Source organism: Microbacterium deminutum (genome assembly GCF_039530205.1).
GTDB classification, from domain to species: domain Bacteria; phylum Actinomycetota; class Actinomycetes; order Actinomycetales; family Microbacteriaceae; genus Microbacterium; species Microbacterium deminutum.
In genome coordinates, this window is the sequence record NZ_BAAAOG010000001.1 from 623,167 (window position 1) to 639,480 (window position 16,314).

Below are 16,314 nucleotides of genomic sequence, written 5' to 3' on the forward strand. Positions count from 1 at the left end.
AGGGTCTTGCTGTGAACGTCGTTCGACGGCTCGTCTCGACCGTGCGCGCGGCGCTGGCAGAGGCGCTCATCCTGGTACTGCCGATCTCGTGCGCCGGCTGCGATGAGCCCGACATCGGGCTCTGCGAGGCCTGCACCGATGCACTGCGTCCCCACCCGCGGCGGCAGGACGTCGAGGGCTTGCGGGTGTGGAGCGGCGTGCGCTTCGAGGGCGTGGCGGCCCGCGTGCTGCGGGCGTTGAAAGAGGCTGGTCGCACCGGACTCGCCCGCGATCTCGCCCCTGCGCTCGCGGCGGCGGCTATGGCGATCGGGGATCCGACGGCGGTGTTCGTGCCCATTCCGACGTCCCGTTCGGCCTTCCGGCGGCGCGGGTACCGGGTGGTCGAACTCGTGGCTGCCCGCGCCGGTCTCGAGGTCGCACCGCTGCTGGTCGCAGCGCGCCGGACCGGCGATCAGCGCGGCCTCGACAGGAGTCGCCGGCGGGCGAACGTCGCGGCGAGTCTTCGGGCGCGGGATGCCGCGGGCCGCCGGGTGATCATCCTCGACGACGTCGTCACCACGGGCGCCACACTCGCCGAGGCAGCCCGCGCGCTGCGGGCGGGGGGCGCCCTCGTGGTGGGCGCGGCCACGATCGCGGCGACTCCGCGACGGGGCCGGGGACCCGTCCGAGGGGCCGCCGACGCATTCGAAACTCATGGGTGACACCAGGCGGGTGCGGGGCTACCGTGGGGGAGACAAGGCGACTCAGGGTCCGCCCTTGGCCGGGTGGACCGGAACAAGGAGGTCAGGGATGGAAACCAGCATCGTCGGCGTGGGAGTGGGTATCACCGATCGCTTCCGCACAGTCGTCGAAGACAAGGCCGCCCGCATCGAGCACCTTGCGCCCCGCGCCCAGCGCGTGGACATAAAGGTCACGCACCGCGTGTATCACAACGGCCGTGTCGAGGACGACACTGTGGAACTGACTCTCACCGGCAAGGGTCCCCTCGTGCGGGCCGAAGCCACCGACGGTGACAAGTTCGCCGCACTCGACCTGGCGGTCGACAAGCTCTGCGGGCAGCTCCGCCGCGCGAAGGAGAAGCGCGTGGACGCCCGCGAGCACCCGCGCGGCGCCAAGTACGAGAAGGGCAGCGGCGCCATCGAGGGAATCGATGTGCAGCCGGCATCCGTCGACGTGCTGCGCGCGGTCGCGACGGGCGAGATCCCGATCATCACCGGCAACGAGGACGAGGCGGACTACACGCCGGTCGTGATCCGCACGAAGCAGTTCGGCGCGGAGTGGATGACCGTCGAGAACGCCGTCGACCGGATGGAGCTCGTCGGCCACGACTTCTTCCTCTTCATCGACGCCAGCACCGACCATCCGAGCGTGGTCTACCGGCGCAAGGGCTGGGACTACGGCGTCATCTCGCTGACCGCGACCGCGCCCCCCGAGGAGCTCGCGTCGTAGCGAGCCGAGCATTCTTCTACGGCCGCGCCGGGCTTCGCTCGGGGCGGCCGCGCCTTGTCCGCGGCCGGAGCTGGGCGGGGAGGCCGGTCGAGCAGCGGTCACCTCGTCGAAGGGCTGCGCAGACTCGACGGGCTCGGCGACCGCGTGCGGCGTGACCCGCATATCGGCGTTCGTTGATCTCGATACGCCCGCTCGACCGGCTGCACGACCTTGGGGGTTGACGCCTCAACGCCGCTACGCGGCATCGACCCATCAGCCGTCGAAGATGTCGCCGAGCAGGCTGCCGATGACGAAACCGCCCAGGATGCCGTTCAAGCCGCTGCCGCCATCGCGCCGGCCGCCGCCCCAGCCGGCATTCGGCCCGAACTGACCGGGACCGACCTGCGGACGGGAGGCGTCGATGTCGCGCTGCGCGAGCTGAAGACCCTCGTTCGCCAGGAAGCCGACGCGTCGGGCCATCGCGAGCGCCTGCTCGCGGTGGTCCTCGTCGATCATCGTGGCGGCCGAGGCCGATGTGCCGAGGTAGCGGTCGAGGTCGACGCGAATCCGCTCGGCTTCGGCCAGGCGCGTCCGCGCATCGGCGCCGATCCAGCCACGGTGCCCGGCGATGACGTCCCGTGTGACCGAAAGCTGGCGGTCGGCGTCGTCGATGGCATGGCGGACGTGATCGAGCGGGGGGATTGGATGCGCAGCACGTTCGTGGGCGGCTGCGATCGCGTCATCCAGTGCCCCGTTCGCCTCACGCAGCCGGGTCAGCAGCGTGAACGGGTCGGTGTTGACCCCCGCGGCGGGGAGGGCGTGCAGCGCCGCGTCGAGCTCGGCCATCGCAGCTGTGACGGCGGGTACCTGTGGGGCCGTCCGGGCCACCACCAGGTCTTGCCGGGAGTCCTCGGCGATCGCGGACAGGGTCGACTCGGCGCGGAGGGCCTCGACCTCGAACGTCTCGACCGCGTCGATGAGCGTCGCGGCGCGACGTGCCGCCTCGGTGGCAGCCTCGAGAGCGAGATTCGCCTGCTCGCGCTGACCGGCCTCCCGCCGGCGCTCGGACACCGACGCGCTGTGCTCGGCGAACCCGAGCAGCTGCTCGGCATGGGAAGGGTTCGCGTCGATCTGGGTGAGCGCGTCTGCGGCGTACCGGGCCGCCAGCCGGGCGACGGTCTCGCGCGCCTGCGGGAGCCGCGCACGGAGCCGCTCGGCATCCGCTCGGACTCCCGCGATGATCTCGGGGGCGCGCCGGGCCCGGGCGATGGGCTCGGCGAGGGCGTGGGTGCGATCGTCGAGGAGGTCCTCGGCCCACTCGCAGAGCTGCACGATCCGCGCATTCCGCGTGCGGAGCTCTTCGGGGGTGTCGGGGATCTCGTCGTGGTTCAGCTGGTGCAGGTGGAACGCTTCGGCGAGGTGGGTGCGCACCGCCACCAAGGCTTTGCGGAGGTCCTCCGTCGGCTCGACGCCGAGTTCCAGCTCAGCGAAGGTCAGCTCGTCGGTGGTGACCCGAATGCGCTCGTCAGCGGACACCAGTGAGGTCTGCGCCTGTCGAGCGAGATCCGCGTCCTGTGCCGCCAGTGCTTCCTGCTCTTCACGCCTGCGTCTGCCCCAGAATCCTGCCATGGCTCGATCCTAGGTTCGGCGCCCGAGAGGCGGCTGAGGGCTGTGGAGACGGCGGATGCCGCGGGCCGGCGTTCCGAAGTTCGGGGAACGGGCCGAGTTTCGGCCCGCGGGGGTGAGGTGCTCCGATGTTCGGCGCGCTCTCCGGAGTTCGGACCCGGGTGGAGACCGGTGGCTGCGGCCGCGCGGGCGGATGCCGCGCAGGCGGCGAGTGCCGCGCAGGCGGATGCGGCCGCGCAGGCGGCGGATGCCGCGGCCCGGCGTTCCGAAGTTCGGAGAGTCGCACGGTTTTCGGCCCGCGGGAAAGGGAATGATCCGGCATCCGGCGCGTTCTCCGAAGTTCGGATGCCGCTCCAGGCCCGGGCAGGCTGGGTCAGCGGTCGGGCGAGTCCCGGTGCCGGGGCTTGCGGAGCGGCCGGTCGTCGTCATCCCTCTGTCCGCGGCCGGGGCCGCCGGTATCCAGCCGCAGCTCGATGAGCTTGCCTGAGATCCGCGTGTCGGAGAGTCGGTCCAGCGTGTCGCGGGGCAGATCCGCCGGCAGCTCGACGAGCGAGAAGTCCGGACGGATCTGGATCGCCCCGAAGTCCCCTCGGCTGAGCCCGCCCTCGTTCGCGAGGGCTCCGACGATCTGCCGCGGCTCGACCCGGTGCCGTTTGCCGACGGCGATGCGGTAGGTCGCCATCCGGCCGCCGCCCGGCCGCGGCCGGCGTTCCGGGCGGCCGCCGCGATCGTCGCGGTCGAATCTGCCGGGCCGGTCGCCACGGTCGCCGCGGTCGTCGTACTCGCGTTTCGGACGCTCGGGCTCGGGCTCGAGCAGCAGCGGCGACTCACCCTGTGCGACGACCGCCAGTGCGGCCGCGACATCCACCTCCGGCACGTCGTGGTGGCGGACGTAGTGGGCGATGACGTCGCGGAACCCGTCGATGCGCTCGGCCTGTCCGAGCGCGGCTGTGATCCGGTCGTCGAACCGCGCAAGTCTCGTGACGTTGACATCCTCGGCCGTCGGCAGCTGCATCAGGGTGAGCGGCTGGCGCGTCGCACGCTCGATCGCGTTGACGAGCCCACGCTCGCGGGGAGTCACGAAGCTGATCGCGTCGCCGGAACGTCCGGCACGGCCGGTGCGGCCGATCCGGTGCACATAGGACTCCGTGTCGGTGGGGATGTCGAAGTTGACTACGTGCGAGATCCGTTCGACGTCGAGGCCGCGGGCCGCGACGTCCGTCGCCACCAGGATGTCGAGCTTGCCGGACTTCAGCTGGTTCACGGTGCGCTCGCGCTGCACCTGGGCGATATCGCCGTTGATCGCTGCCGCGGAATAGCCCCGGGCACGCAGCTTCTCAGCGACATCCTCGGTCGCGCTCTTGGTGCGGGCGAACACGATCATGCCCTCGAAGTTCTCGACTTCGAGGATGCGGGTGAGCGCGTCGATCTTCTGCTGATACGACACGATCAGGTAGCGCTGGGCGGTCGTCGCCGAGGTGGTGGTCTTCGTCTTGACCGTGATCTCTTCGGGATCATGCAGGTACTGCTGCGACATCCGCCGGATCGCCGCGGGCATCGTCGCCGAGAACAGCGCGACCTGCTTCGTGTCGGGGGTGTCGGCGAGGATCGTCTCGACATCCTCGGCGAAGCCCATCTTGAGCATCTCGTCGGCCTCGTCGAGCACCAGGTACCTGAGCTCGCTCAGGTCGAGGGTGCCCTTGTCGAGGTGATCCATGATCCGGCCCGGCGTGCCGACGATGATGTGCACCCCGCGGCGGAGCGCCGACAGCTGCACGCCGTAGCCCTGCCCGCCGTAGACAGGCAGGATGTGCACGCCGCGCACATGCGACGCGTACTTCTCGAACGCCTCGCAGACCTGCAGTGCGAGCTCGCGGGTCGGCGCGAGCACGAGCGCCTGTGGGGTCTTCTGCGAGACGTCGAGCCGGTCGAGGATCGGCAGCGCGAATGCCGCCGTCTTTCCCGTTCCGGTCTGCGCGAGACCTACGACGTCGCGGCCCGCCAGCAGCGTCGGGATCGTGGCCGCCTGGATCGCTGATGGCGTCTCGTACCCGACATCGCTCAGGGCCTTGAGGACGGCGTCGCCCAATCCCAGGTCGCGGAAGGTGATCACGGCGGGCTCGTCAGGAGCCTCGGCCTCGACCCGGTCATCGACTGTGGACACGCTTCAGGTTAGTGCGTGGCGCCCGTGTTCGCTCGTGCGCCTACGCGGCCGGCGGCCGGGTGAAGGGCGCGCGCCCTCCGCTGAGCGGAGGCGATATGGGGAGGGGAGGGCCGCGCCACGCGGTGTGCGCCCTCCGCCTGCCTGTGTCCCTCCGCTCAGCGGAGGGCGCGCGGGTGAGAGCGGGCGCCCTCCGGTCCTGCGACAGATCCGGCCACACGGGCGGCCCAAGGGCGGTGGATGCCGCCCCGCGATGGCCGCCGCGGCGGCCCCGCCGCGCGCCGGCGATTGCCGCCGCAACGGCATCCAGCCCATTCCAAGATCACGGCCGGGTAACATGGGCGGGTATGCCTGGACGCTTCGCGCCGGGCGGCATCGGCGCCGAACCGCGCCGCACCTGACAGATGGAGATCGTCCAGTGGCCAACCCACTCGAGAAACTGCTTCGTGCCGGCGAGGGACGCATCCTGCGCCGGCTTCAGCAGGTCGTGAAGGCCGTGAACGCCCTCGAAGAGGACTACGCACAGCTGACCGACGAAGAGCTCCGCGGCGAGACCGCCGAGCTCCGCGCCCGGCACGAGGCGGGCGAATCGCTCGACAAGCTCATGCCCGAGGCGTTCGCCGCGGTCCGCGAGGCCGCCAAGCGCACCATCGGCCAGCGCCCTTACGACGTGCAGGTCATGGGCGGCGCCGCACTTCACCTCGGCAACATCGCCGAGATGAAGACCGGTGAGGGCAAGACGCTGACCGCCACCTTCGCCGTGTATCTCAACGCGATCGCAGGCAAGGGCGTGCACGTCATCACCGTGAACGACTACCTCGCCTCGTACCAGGCGGAGCTCATGGGCCGCATCTACCGTGCCCTCGGCATGACGACCGGCACGATCGTCGCCGGGCAGACGCCCGACGTCCGCCGCGAGCAGTACAACGCCGACATCACCTATGGCACGAACAACGAGTTCGGCTTCGACTACCTGCGCGACAACATGGCGTGGCGCAAGGAGGACCTGGTCCAGCGGGGCCACTTCTATGCGATCGTCGACGAGGTCGACTCGATCCTGATCGACGAGGCGCGCACGCCGCTCATCATCTCGGGCCCCTCATCGGGCGAGGCCAACCGCTGGTTCGTGGAGTTCGCCAAGATCGCGAAGACGCTCGAGGCCGGCGAGGACTACGAGGTCGACGAGAAGAAGCGCACGATCGGCGTGCTCGAGCCGGGCATCGAGAAGGTCGAAGACTACCTGGGCATCGACAACCTGTACGAGTCGGCCAACACGCCGCTCATCTCGTTCCTCAACAACTCGATCAAGGCGCTGGCGCTCTTCAAGCGCGACGCCGACTACGTCGTGATGAACGACGAGGTCATGATCGTCGACGAGCACACCGGCCGCATCCTGGTCGGTCGCCGCTACAACGAGGGCATCCACCAGGCGATCGAGGCCAAGGAGGCGGTGCCGGTCAAGGCCGAGAACCAGACCCTCGCGACCGTCACGCTGCAGAACTACTTCCGCCTCTACGAGAAGCTTTCGGGCATGACGGGCACGGCCGAGACCGAGGCCGCCGAGTTCATGTCGACCTACCAGCTCGGCGTGGTCCCGATCCCGACGAACAAGCCGATGATCCGCAGGGACCAGTCGGACCTCGTCTACAAGAACGAGCAGGCGAAGTTCGCCCAGGTCGTCGAAGACATCGCGAAGCGCCACGAGACGGGCCAGCCGGTGCTGGTGGGCACCGTGAGCGTCGAGAAGAGCGAGTACCTCTCGCGACTCCTCGCGAAGAAGGGCATCCGGCACGAGGTCCTCAACGCGAAGAACCACGCGCGCGAGGCCGAGATCGTCGCGCGCGCCGGGCGTCTCGGCGCCGTCACCGTCGCCACCAACATGGCCGGTCGCGGAACCGACATCATGCTCGGCGGCAATGCGGAGTTCCTCGCCGTGCAGGAGATGAAGGCGAAGGGACTCGATCCGGTCGAGACGGCGGACGAGTACGAGGCGGAATGGGATGCCGTCTACCAGGGCACCCGCGACCGAGTCGCCGTGGAGGCCACCAAGGTCGTCGAGACGGGTGGACTCTACGTCCTCGGCACCGAGCGTCACGAGTCCCGGCGCATCGACAACCAGCTGCGCGGTCGCTCCGGCCGTCAGGGAGACCCCGGTGAGAGCCGTTTCTACCTCTCGCTGACCGACGACCTGATGCGCCTTTTCCAGTCCGGCGCCGCCGAGGCGATCCTCGCCCGCACCAACTTCCCGGACGACGTGGCCATCGAGTCGACGATGGTCTCGCGTGCCATCAAGAGCGCGCAGTCCCAGGTCGAGGCGCGCAACGCCGAGATCCGAAAGAACGTCCTCAAGTACGACGACGTCCTGAACCGGCAGCGCGAGGCGATCTACTCCGACCGCCGGCACATCCTGCAGGGCGACGACATCGCCGATCGCGTGCAGCACTTCATCGAAGACGCCATCTCGGCGGTGATCGAAGACCACACCGGGAGCGGCCACACCGAGAGCTGGGACTTCGACGCCCTCTGGACCGAGCTCAAGACCCTCTATCCCGTCGGCGTGACCATCGACGAGGTGGTGGCGGATGCCGGAACCAAGGGCCGCATCACCGCCGAGGGGCTGCAGCGCGAGATCCTCTCGGACGCGATGATCGCCTACGCCGCGCGCGAAGAGACCCTCGGCACGCCGGCGACCCGCGAGCTGGAGCGACGCGTGGTGCTGCAGGTGCTCGACCGCCGCTGGCGCGACCACCTCTACGAAATGGACTACCTCAAGGATGGCATCGGCCTGCGTGCGATGGCCCAGCGCGATCCGCTGATCGAGTATCAGCGCGAGGGATACCAGATGTTCCAGTCCATGATGGGGCAGATCAAGGAGGAGTCTGTCGGCTACCTCTACAACCTCGAGGTCGAGATCCGTCGCGCCGAGGGCGAAGGTCCCGAGGTCGCGCAGGTCGAGGCCAAGGGTCTTGCGGCCGCCCCTGTCGAGGGCCAGCGCCTGCAGTACTCCGCGGCGAACGACGTCGGCGAGGTCGAGGTGCGCAACGACCGCGGGCAGGTCCAGCAGGCGGCCACCAGCCGGCTGCGTCAGGCTGCAACGGCGACGGTCGCACCGGCGGCGGCGAGCCAGCCGGCGCAGCAGGCGGCCCCGGTCGCCGAAGCTCCTCGGGGGGCCTTCGGTCAGCGCACGGACGCCCCCGCCGCGGGAGCCCCCGCCGCACCGCTCAACCGCGCGCAGCGCCGGGCGGCTGAGAAGAAGAAGTGAGCCGCGCCGGCGGGGGCTGAGGTCCACTCGCCGGCGATTGGCCCTGACGGGCGGCGGTTATCCTGATCCGATGACGCCGCTCCGAACGCTCGACCAGTCCCGCAAGCTCAAGGACGTCCTGTACGAGATCCGCGGGCAGGCACTCGTCGAGGCGGATCGGCTCGAGACCGAGGGTCACACGATCCTGAAGCTCAACACCGGCAACCCCGCGCTGTTCGGATTCGAAGCGCCGTTCCAGATCGTGCGCGACATGATCGAGGCAGTGCCGCACGCACATGGCTACAGCGACAGTCGCGGCATCATGTCGGCCCGTCGGGCCGTCGTCTACCGCTACGAGCAGGATCCGACATTCCCGCCGTTCGGCCCCGAGAACGTCTACCTCGGCAACGGCGTCTCGGAACTCATCACCATGGTGATGCAGGCCCTCCTCGACGAGGGCGACGAGGTGCTCATCCCAGCGCCCGACTATCCGCTGTGGACCGCGATGACGAGCCTCGGCGGCGGCACTCCGGTGCACTACCTCGCCGACGAGCTGAACGGCTGGCAGCCCGACCTCGACGACATCCGCGCGAAGGTGACTCCGCGCACCAAGGCGATCGTCGTCATCAATCCGAACAATCCGACCGGCGCGGTCTACACCCGAGAGGTGCTCGAGGGGATCGCCGAGATCGCCCGTGAGAACTCGCTCCTCGTGCTGTCGGACGAGATCTACGATCGGATCCTCTTCGACGGCGCGCGCCACATCCCGATGGCATCGGTCGCTCCCGACCTGCTGTGCCTCACCTTCAACGGCCTCTCGAAGACCTATCGCGTCGCAGGGTACCGGTCCGGCTGGCTGGTGATCACTGGGCCGAAGGATCACGCCGGCGGCTTCATCGAGGGCATCACGCTGCTCGCCTCGACGCGGCTGTGCCCGAACGTCCCGGCGCAGCACGCTGTTCAGGCTGCGCTCTCGGGCGTGCAGTCGATCGATGCGCTGATCATGCCCACCGGCCGGCTTCACGAGCAGCGGGATGCCGCCTGGGAGAGCCTGGAAGCCATCCCGGGGGTCACCTGCGTCAAGCCGCAGGGCGCGCTCTACGCCTTCCCCCGGTTCGATCCGGACGTGTACGAGATCCGCGACGACGCGAAGCTCGTCTACGACTTCCTCGTGTCGGAGCATGTGCTGCTCGTGCAGGGGACCGGCTTCAACTGGCCGACCCCCGATCACGTGCGCATCGTGACCCTGCCAGAGGCGAGGGTGCTCGCCGAGGCAGTTGAGAGGCTCGGAAACTTCCTCGCTTCTTACAAGCAGTGATCCGCTGGGCCGGGTGCAGGGTCGATCGCGAGCGTCAAGCCCCTCCTCGCGTGTCTACAGGCCCGACTAACGTTCCGGCATGGCAATCGAACTGATGAACCCGCTCTCCGCCACGCGCGTTCGCTGGTGCGCGAGGGCAAGGTCGTCCGCGACGACCGCGACGCCTGGTCCGAGGCCGCCCCCAGCGCCGACGATGAGAACTCGTTCGTCGAGAAGAACGGCTGGACCGAGTACTCCCACTGGCATCTCGGCATCGACAAGCAGGAGGATCCCGAGACCAAAGGGGCCTATTCGTTCCCCTTCGGCGACTTCACGCGCGTCCACCGCGCCGGAGTGATCGCCGGAGAGAGCCGTGCCGGTCAGTACGACCACCGCGAGATCCGGGACGCGCTGAAGAAGCTGCTCGACCTCATCGACGAGGACTGAGCGGGACGAGTGGGCCGGCCACGACGCTGGAGCCGGCCCTCTCGTCGGTCGGTGGGCTCAGAGGATGGCGAGGGATGTCGCGCGCCAGCGCCCGTCCATGCCCTCGAGCCGCATCGCGACGGCGCGGGTGCGCGCCGGGCCCTGCACGATGACCACGGCTTCGACCACGCCGTCGGCGGGGGAGGAGTGCCGAGCGGACAGGATGGCGTGCATCGGCCGCTTCGCAGGAATGCCCCGGGCGCTACGGGCCCGGGCCGCCAGATTCGAGCGCGTCACCAGGCGACGGTACGGATCCTCGGTGAGCCAGCGGGCCAGCTGGTCGACATCGCGAACGCCCGCGAGCACCTCGAAAACGCCGCGCGTCAGGTTGCGCAGGAACGGCTCGGGGTCGGGAAGCGCGGTGGATGACGTCCGCTGCGGTGCGAAGAACTCCGAGAGTTCCAGGGCGCCGTCGGACGCACGATATGCCCGGGCGTAACCCGACGGCGTCGTTGCCATGAATGCCTATTTCTCGACAGGGGGATGTCTAGCGGAAAGTAGAACACACAGACAACTTCCAGTAAGAATCGAGAAACCCACTGTGGATAACTTGTGATCCAGTCGTGATGATTGGCCTAGCCTCGGCACGTGCGGTGGGACCGGTTCTTCGACGATCTCGAGGATCAGCTCGCCTCGGAATGGGAGGCCGAGCGCGCCGCACTGGACACCGAGGCCGAGCGACTGCGGCTGTCGCGGGTCGCTCTCCGAGACCGACTAGGCCGGCTCGTGGACCGTGATCGCAGCACGACGACACCATCCTTCGAGCTCTCGGACGGGACCGTCCTGCTCGCCGAGGTCAGCGGCGTCGGCGCGGACTGGGTCGCGCTCGAGCCCGATCATGGCCGGTCAGGCGCGGTGCTGGTCCCGTTCGATTCAATGATGTGCGTCGGGATGCCGCATCCGGACCTGCTCCTGAGCGCGCGGCCGTCGCCGGCACGCTCCGCGCTCGCCGATCGGCTCACACTGGGATTCGTGCTGCGCGATCTCGTGCGTCGGAGGACGCCCGTGGCGCTGCACCTGTACTCGGGGCGGCACCTCACGGGCACGATCGATCGGGCCGGTGCGGACCATCTGGATCTCGCGCTTCACGAACCCGGTTCGCCGCGTCGCGCGGACGCGGTGACGGGCCACCGGATCGTGCCGTTCCGGGCCGTCTCGTGGATCCGCCTCGATGGACCGGCGCTGGTCTGATCGTCGTGGCCTCGTGCAGCGGCCGTCAGTCGGAGTTGCGGATCGCGCCCGTGCCCCAGAGCTCGGGGAAGCTCGCCGTGCTCGACTGCCGCCACAGCGCCATCCGCCGGGCCTCTTCGGCCTTGTCGTCGAGATAGTCGGCCACACTCGCCTCGTCGATGCGCCAGCGCGCTGGCGAGCCGACGCGCATACCGCGCAGCTGCCCCTCGGTGACGAGGTCCATCACCTCGTCGACCGACAGTCCCAGGATCTCGGCGACCTGGGCGACCGCGAGAAGGCGCACCTCGGGGGTCGGGGGCTGGGGCATGTCCCCATTATGGACGCGGCTCCAGGGGGGAGGGCCGGCGCCTGCGGGGCTGTGGATAACGGCGAGGCCGGCCCCGCGGGCTGAGCGACGATGGGGTCATGACCGCTACCACACCCTCCGGCGCCCCTCGTCGCGCGCCGTGGGGCGACGCCCGCTTCTTCCTCGGCATCCTGCTCATCGCGGCATCCGTCGCGGGGGTGTGGGTCGTCGTATCGGCCGCACGCCAGACCGCCCCGGTGTTCGCCGCCGCGCACACGATCGTGCCGGGCGAGCCGGTCACCCGCGACGATCTCGAGGTCGTCGACGTAGGGCTCGGCCAGCTCGCCGATACGTATTTCGCCCCCGCCGGCTTGGTGGACGGCCTGATCGCGACACGCACCATCACCGCGGGCGAGCTGGTTCCGGCGTCCGCCGTCGACGAAGCAGCCACCGCACGCACGACCAGCGTCGTTGTGCGCAGCGCCGTCGACGTGCCGGCGTCCGTCGCGGCCGGGACGGTCGTAGAGGTCTGGGCCGCCCCGATGCTCGAGCGTGGGAAGTTCGACGTGCCGCGCATCCTGGTGGCGGATGCGACCGTGGTCTCTGTCACGCGTGACGACTCCATGATCGGCGGCGGCTCGGCTTCGCTCGAATTGGTGATCCCTCGAGCGGATGTCGCAGCCATCCTCGCGGCGATGTCCGACGAGTCGGCGCTGTCGATCGTTCCGACGGGTGCCGGCACATGAGGCTCGTGGTCGCCGTCGATGCCCGCAGCGACCTGGCCGCAGGGCTGACCCGCGAGGGCCATGACGTGCTCGGGGTGGTAGCGGCATCCGCTCTGGCACTGGTCGCCGCCGACGGAGTGCTGGGCATCGCCGCCGAGGACCTGCTGGGCACCCTCGCCGAAGCCGATGCCGTCGTGCTCGAGGTCGGTCGCGATTCGCTCACCGCGGGCGTCGTCGCGCTGTGCGATCGCGCCGGCACGCGGATCCTGCCGGTGTGCGCGAGCCCGGCCGACGAGCGCCTGGCCGCGGCATTCGGCCTCGAGAAGCCGATGGCGATGGATGTGGAGCCCTGGCATCTGGCCGATACCCTCGCTGCGCCGCCGGTCGCGGCGTCGGAGGCACCGATCGCCGCGGCCAGACCTGAGCCCCGGGTGATCGCGGTGTGGGGACCAGCAGGGGCACCCGGCCGGTCGACGATCGCGATCGAGCTCGCGGTCGAACTCGCCCGCGGCGGCCGGCACGTCGGTCTCGTCGATGCGGATACTCATGCGCCGTCGATCGCGATCAGCCTGGGGCTCGCCGACGAGGGACCGGGCTTCGCCGCCGCGTGCCGCCAGAGCGAGTTCGGCACGCTCGACGTCGGTGAGCTGACCCGGATCAGCACGCTGCTGGGCCGATCGGGCGTCCATGTGCTGACGGGGGTCAACCGGCCGTCGAGGTGGCCGGAGCTCAGCGAGTCCCGCGTCGCTGCGGCTCTCGCGGTGTGCCGGGAGTGGGCCGACTACACCGTGGTGGATATCGCCGCCTCGCTCGAGCGCGACGAGGAGATCATGTCGGATCTCGAGGGTCCTCGCCGCAATGCCGCGACGCTCGCCACCCTGCGATCCGCGGACCTCGTCGTGGCGGTCGCCGGTGCGGATCCGGTCGGGGTGTCCCGGTTCCTGCGTGCCCATTCCGAATTGCGGGCCACGATCGGAGCGACACCCGTCGTCGTGATCGCCAACAGGCTGCGACCCGGTGCGCTCGGGATCGACGCGCGGGGACAGGTGCGCCGCACCCTCGAGCGATTCGGGGGGATCGAGGGGGTCTGGTTCGTGCCGCAGGATCCTCGGTCTGCGGACGCAGCACTGCTGTCCGCGCGGTCGATCGCCGAGGTCGCACCGAAGTCTCCGCTCACGCTCGCACTGCGCCGCTTCGTCGGCGAGGCCGTCGTGGGCGTGCCTGCGGTTGCGAGAGGACGAGGGATGCGCCGGCGCTCGGCCGCGTGACCCCGCGCTCGTCGCTCCGAATCGGGTCAACTAGCCTGGAGGGGTGACTACCCTCAGCGATCTCGTCTACGCGCAGGGCCGGTCGAGTGAGACCGATGTGGAGTGGCTCCACCGTCTCGCCGGCGACGGTCAGCTTCTCGCGGATCTCGCGTTCGCAGACATCGTGATCTGGGTGCCGTCCGGCGAGGACTCCTTCGTCGCCGTTGCGCACACTCGCCCGAGCGGCGCCGCGACGCTGTTCTACCGTGACATCGTCGGCGATCGCGTGCGACCCCAATGGCGCACGCAGGTGCGCGAGGCGTTCCAGTCCGGGCGGATCATCGATTCGGCGTCCCCTGACTGGTTCGAGGAGACTCCCACCCGGGTGCGGGCGGTCCCGATCGTGCGCTCGCGCAACGGCGAGCCGGGACTGCGGATCGGAGTGCTCACCCGGCATACGAACCTCGGCGAGACGCGCACCCCCTCCCGTCAGCAGATCACGTTCAACGACTGCGCCGACGACCTGTTCGGCATGGTCGCGTCCGGGGAGTTTCCCGATCTGTCTTCGCCCACTGCCCCGCGCCGCGGCGCACCGCGCGCATCCGACGGACTCATCCGGCTCGACGTCGAGGGCGTGACGACATTCGCGAGTCCCAATGCGCTCTCGGCGTTCAACCGCATGGGCTTCGACGACGAGCTCGAAGGCGAGTCGCTGGTGGAGGTGACCACCCGCATCCTGCCGGCGAACCGGCAGTTCGACGAGACACTGCCGCTCGTGGTGACGGGCCGTGCACCGTGGCGGACGGACATCGAGGCGCGGAGCGTGTCCGTCTCGCTTCGGACGATCCCGCTCCGCGATCACGGCACCCGGATCGGCGCGATCGTGCTGTGCCGCGACGTCACCGAGATCCGCCATCAGGAGCAGGAGCTCATCACCAAGGACGCGACGATCCGCGAGATCCACCATCGCGTCAAGAACAACCTGCAGACGGTCGCGTCGCTCCTTCGCATCCAGGCACGCCGCTCGCACTCCGAGGAGGCGCGCGAGGCGCTCACCCAGGCCATGCGGCGCGTCTCAGCCATCGCCGTCGTCCACGACACCCTCTCCGAGGGCCTCGCGCAGAACGTCGAGTTCGACGAGGTCTTCGCCCGGGTTCTGAAGCTGGTCGCCGAGGTCGCGGCAGCCCCCAACACCCGGGCACGGACGCGTTCCAGCGGGCGGTTCGGCACGCTGCCCAGCGAGTACGCGACGCCGCTCGCGCTGGCGCTCACCGAACTCGTGACGAACGCGGTAGAGCATGGCCTCGCCGGACAGGAGGGCGACGTCGAGATCATCGCCGAGCGCTCCGACGAGCGACTCGAGGTGCGCGTGCGCGACAGCGGCTCCGGCCTGCCCGAGGGTCAGGTCGGGCGGGGACTCGGCACGCAGATCGTGCGCACGCTCATCCAGGGGGAGCTCAGCGGGACGATCGACTGGCACACCATCATGGGCAGCGGCACCGAGGTCACGATCGACATCCCGCTGCGCTACATCAAGCGCGCGAAGAGCGGATGACGTCGATGCGGCCGGTCCGCATCGGTTCGAAGAGGTTCCGATGAGTGCGACGAGCGGTCCATCCGGACGCGCAGCCGGGTCGACGCGCACTTCGCGCCTCGACCCTAACCTGTCTGGCGTGACGGCGCTTCCCGGAATCGACCCGAGTCGTGTCAGGAAGCGCGACGGGCACGCGCGGCGCGGCGCTTGAGCGCGCGGCGCTCATCTTCCGAGAGACCGCCCCAGACGCCCGAGTCCTGGCCGGTCTCGAGGGCGTACTGCAGGCAGATCTCGGTCACCGTGCAACGAGCGCAGACGGACTTCGCCTTCTCGATCTGATCGACGGCCGGCCCCGTGTTCCCCACGGGGAAGAACAGTTCGGGGTCGACGGTCAGGCAGGCGGCTTTGTCGCGCCAGTCCATACGGGTGCTCCTTGGTGACGGGGGTGGGTTGCGATGGGCACGGATTCGGGTCCGATACCCTGGTGGGAGTGCGAGGGATGCTCGCCCCACGTCGCTGTGGGAGCACAGATGCTCCACCAATCGTCCCATAGCGGTTTACCGCGATCAAGGGTCGATCAGCAGTTTTCTGTGGCCGTAGCTGAGTATTCGCTCAGCGGCATAGAGGGTTCGCACAACGCCAGGGCACTGATCAGGAGAATCGTTAGGGATGCGAACAAACGCGGTCGCGCGGGTTGCTGCGCTCATCGTCGGGCTCGAAGGGGCGGCGCTCGTGGCCCTCGTCGGATGGCAGATCATCGCGCTCGCGTCGGGCGACACGGTCTCGATCGAGAGCGCGCTCGCGCTCGTCGTGTTCACGGCCGTCGGGGCGGCCATCGTCATCGCATTCGCGGTCGCGATCTGGCGCGACCTATCGTGGGGACGCTCGGGAGGCATCGTCACGCAGGTGCTCATCCTCGCGGTGGCGCTCGGCGCGGGGACCGGCGCCTACGGGCATCCGTCGACGGGCCTGCTCCTGGCGATCCCAGGGATCGCCGGGCTCGTCCTGCTCGTGATCGCAGTGCGCGATGCCGGCCGCAGGGGCGGAGACTCGGCATCCGGATGATGGCCGGCTCGAGCAGGCCGCTCCCGT

General features: G+C 69.6%; 15 protein-coding genes. 10 read left to right on the top strand and 5 right to left on the bottom strand.

Going from position 1 to position 16,314, the window contains the following annotated elements:
• The first annotated feature begins 11 nt into the window (after positions 1 to 11).
• Positions 12 to 701, top strand: coding sequence for a ComF family protein (locus ABD212_RS02705; RefSeq protein ID WP_344090929.1), 690 nt, complete (start codon positions 12 to 14; stop codon positions 699 to 701).
• A gap of 88 nt (positions 702 to 789) precedes the next feature.
• A complete protein-coding gene (gene hpf, locus ABD212_RS02710; protein ID WP_344090931.1) occupies positions 790 to 1,449 on the top strand; it encodes a ribosome hibernation-promoting factor, HPF/YfiA family in 660 nt (219 codons plus the stop codon).
• Between the two features lie 252 nt (positions 1,450 to 1,701).
• Here hpf and ABD212_RS02715 read toward each other — a convergent pair whose 3' ends face one another.
• Both ABD212_RS02715 and ABD212_RS02720 read right to left on the bottom strand, forming a co-directional pair.
• On the bottom strand, positions 1,702 to 3,057 hold the full coding sequence (locus ABD212_RS02715) for a hypothetical protein (protein ID WP_344090933.1): 1,356 nt from the start codon (positions 3,055 to 3,057) through the stop codon (positions 1,702 to 1,704).
• Positions 3,058 to 3,427: 370 nt separating this feature from the next.
• Positions 3,428 to 5,218 carry a DEAD/DEAH box helicase gene (locus ABD212_RS02720; RefSeq protein ID WP_344090935.1) on the bottom strand — a complete coding sequence of 597 codons (1,791 nt, stop codon included), beginning with the start codon at positions 5,216 to 5,218 and terminating at the stop codon, positions 3,428 to 3,430.
• A 415-nt stretch (positions 5,219 to 5,633) separates the two neighbouring features.
• Between ABD212_RS02720 and secA the strand changes: the two genes are divergently transcribed.
• From secA to ABD212_RS02735, 3 genes are all read left to right on the top strand, one after another.
• Positions 5,634 to 8,477 (top strand): preprotein translocase subunit SecA, encoded by a 2,844-nt coding sequence (gene secA, locus ABD212_RS02725; RefSeq protein WP_344090938.1) that lies wholly within the window; start codon positions 5,634 to 5,636, stop codon positions 8,475 to 8,477.
• A gap of 70 nt (positions 8,478 to 8,547) precedes the next feature.
• Positions 8,548 to 9,774, top strand: coding sequence for a pyridoxal phosphate-dependent aminotransferase (locus ABD212_RS02730; RefSeq protein WP_344090940.1), 1,227 nt, complete (start codon positions 8,548 to 8,550; stop codon positions 9,772 to 9,774).
• A gap of 126 nt (positions 9,775 to 9,900) precedes the next feature.
• Positions 9,901 to 10,200 (top strand): hypothetical protein, encoded by a 300-nt coding sequence (locus ABD212_RS02735; RefSeq protein ID WP_344090943.1) that lies wholly within the window; start codon positions 9,901 to 9,903, stop codon positions 10,198 to 10,200.
• A 57-nt stretch (positions 10,201 to 10,257) separates the two neighbouring features.
• Here the strand turns inward: ABD212_RS02735 and ABD212_RS02740 are convergent, their stop codons facing one another.
• Positions 10,258 to 10,698 (bottom strand): Rv3235 family protein, encoded by a 441-nt coding sequence (locus ABD212_RS02740; protein WP_344090946.1) that lies wholly within the window; start codon positions 10,696 to 10,698, stop codon positions 10,258 to 10,260.
• 129 nt (positions 10,699 to 10,827) lie between these two features.
• Here ABD212_RS02740 and ABD212_RS02745 point away from each other — a divergent pair, with 129 nt between their 5' ends.
• Entirely contained in the window at positions 10,828 to 11,430 is a 603-nt protein-coding gene (locus ABD212_RS02745; RefSeq protein WP_344090948.1) for a hypothetical protein, read from the top strand.
• Between the two features lie 25 nt (positions 11,431 to 11,455).
• Here the strand turns inward: ABD212_RS02745 and ABD212_RS02750 are convergent, their stop codons facing one another.
• A complete protein-coding gene (locus tag ABD212_RS02750) occupies positions 11,456 to 11,737 on the bottom strand; it encodes a helix-turn-helix domain-containing protein (RefSeq protein ID WP_344090950.1) in 282 nt (93 codons plus the stop codon).
• 98 nt (positions 11,738 to 11,835) lie between these two features.
• Here ABD212_RS02750 and ABD212_RS02755 point away from each other — a divergent pair, with 98 nt between their 5' ends.
• The 3 genes from ABD212_RS02755 to ABD212_RS02765 are packed head-to-tail and all read left to right on the top strand — an operon-like array spanning position 11,836 to position 15,243.
• The gene (locus ABD212_RS02755; RefSeq protein WP_344090952.1) at positions 11,836 to 12,462 is read left to right on the top strand and encodes an SAF domain-containing protein; all 627 of its coding nucleotides are present in this window, start codon (positions 11,836 to 11,838) and stop codon (positions 12,460 to 12,462) included.
• Positions 12,459 to 13,709 (top strand): CpaE/TadZ family protein, encoded by a 1,251-nt coding sequence (locus ABD212_RS02760; RefSeq protein ID WP_344090954.1) that lies wholly within the window; start codon positions 12,459 to 12,461, stop codon positions 13,707 to 13,709. Before ABD212_RS02755 ends, ABD212_RS02760 begins: the two co-directional genes overlap by 4 nt.
• A gap of 43 nt (positions 13,710 to 13,752) precedes the next feature.
• Positions 13,753 to 15,243, top strand: coding sequence for a sensor histidine kinase (locus ABD212_RS02765; protein WP_344090956.1), 1,491 nt, complete (start codon positions 13,753 to 13,755; stop codon positions 15,241 to 15,243).
• A gap of 152 nt (positions 15,244 to 15,395) precedes the next feature.
• Here ABD212_RS02765 and ABD212_RS02770 read toward each other — a convergent pair whose 3' ends face one another.
• On the bottom strand, positions 15,396 to 15,644 hold the full coding sequence (locus tag ABD212_RS02770) for a WhiB family transcriptional regulator (RefSeq protein WP_018171995.1): 249 nt from the start codon (positions 15,642 to 15,644) through the stop codon (positions 15,396 to 15,398).
• A gap of 247 nt (positions 15,645 to 15,891) precedes the next feature.
• On the opposite strand from ABD212_RS02770, the gene ABD212_RS02775 reads away from it, so the two are divergent.
• Entirely contained in the window at positions 15,892 to 16,287 is a 396-nt protein-coding gene (locus ABD212_RS02775) for a histidine kinase (protein WP_344090958.1), read from the top strand.
• Positions 16,288 to 16,314 lie beyond the last annotated feature (27 nt).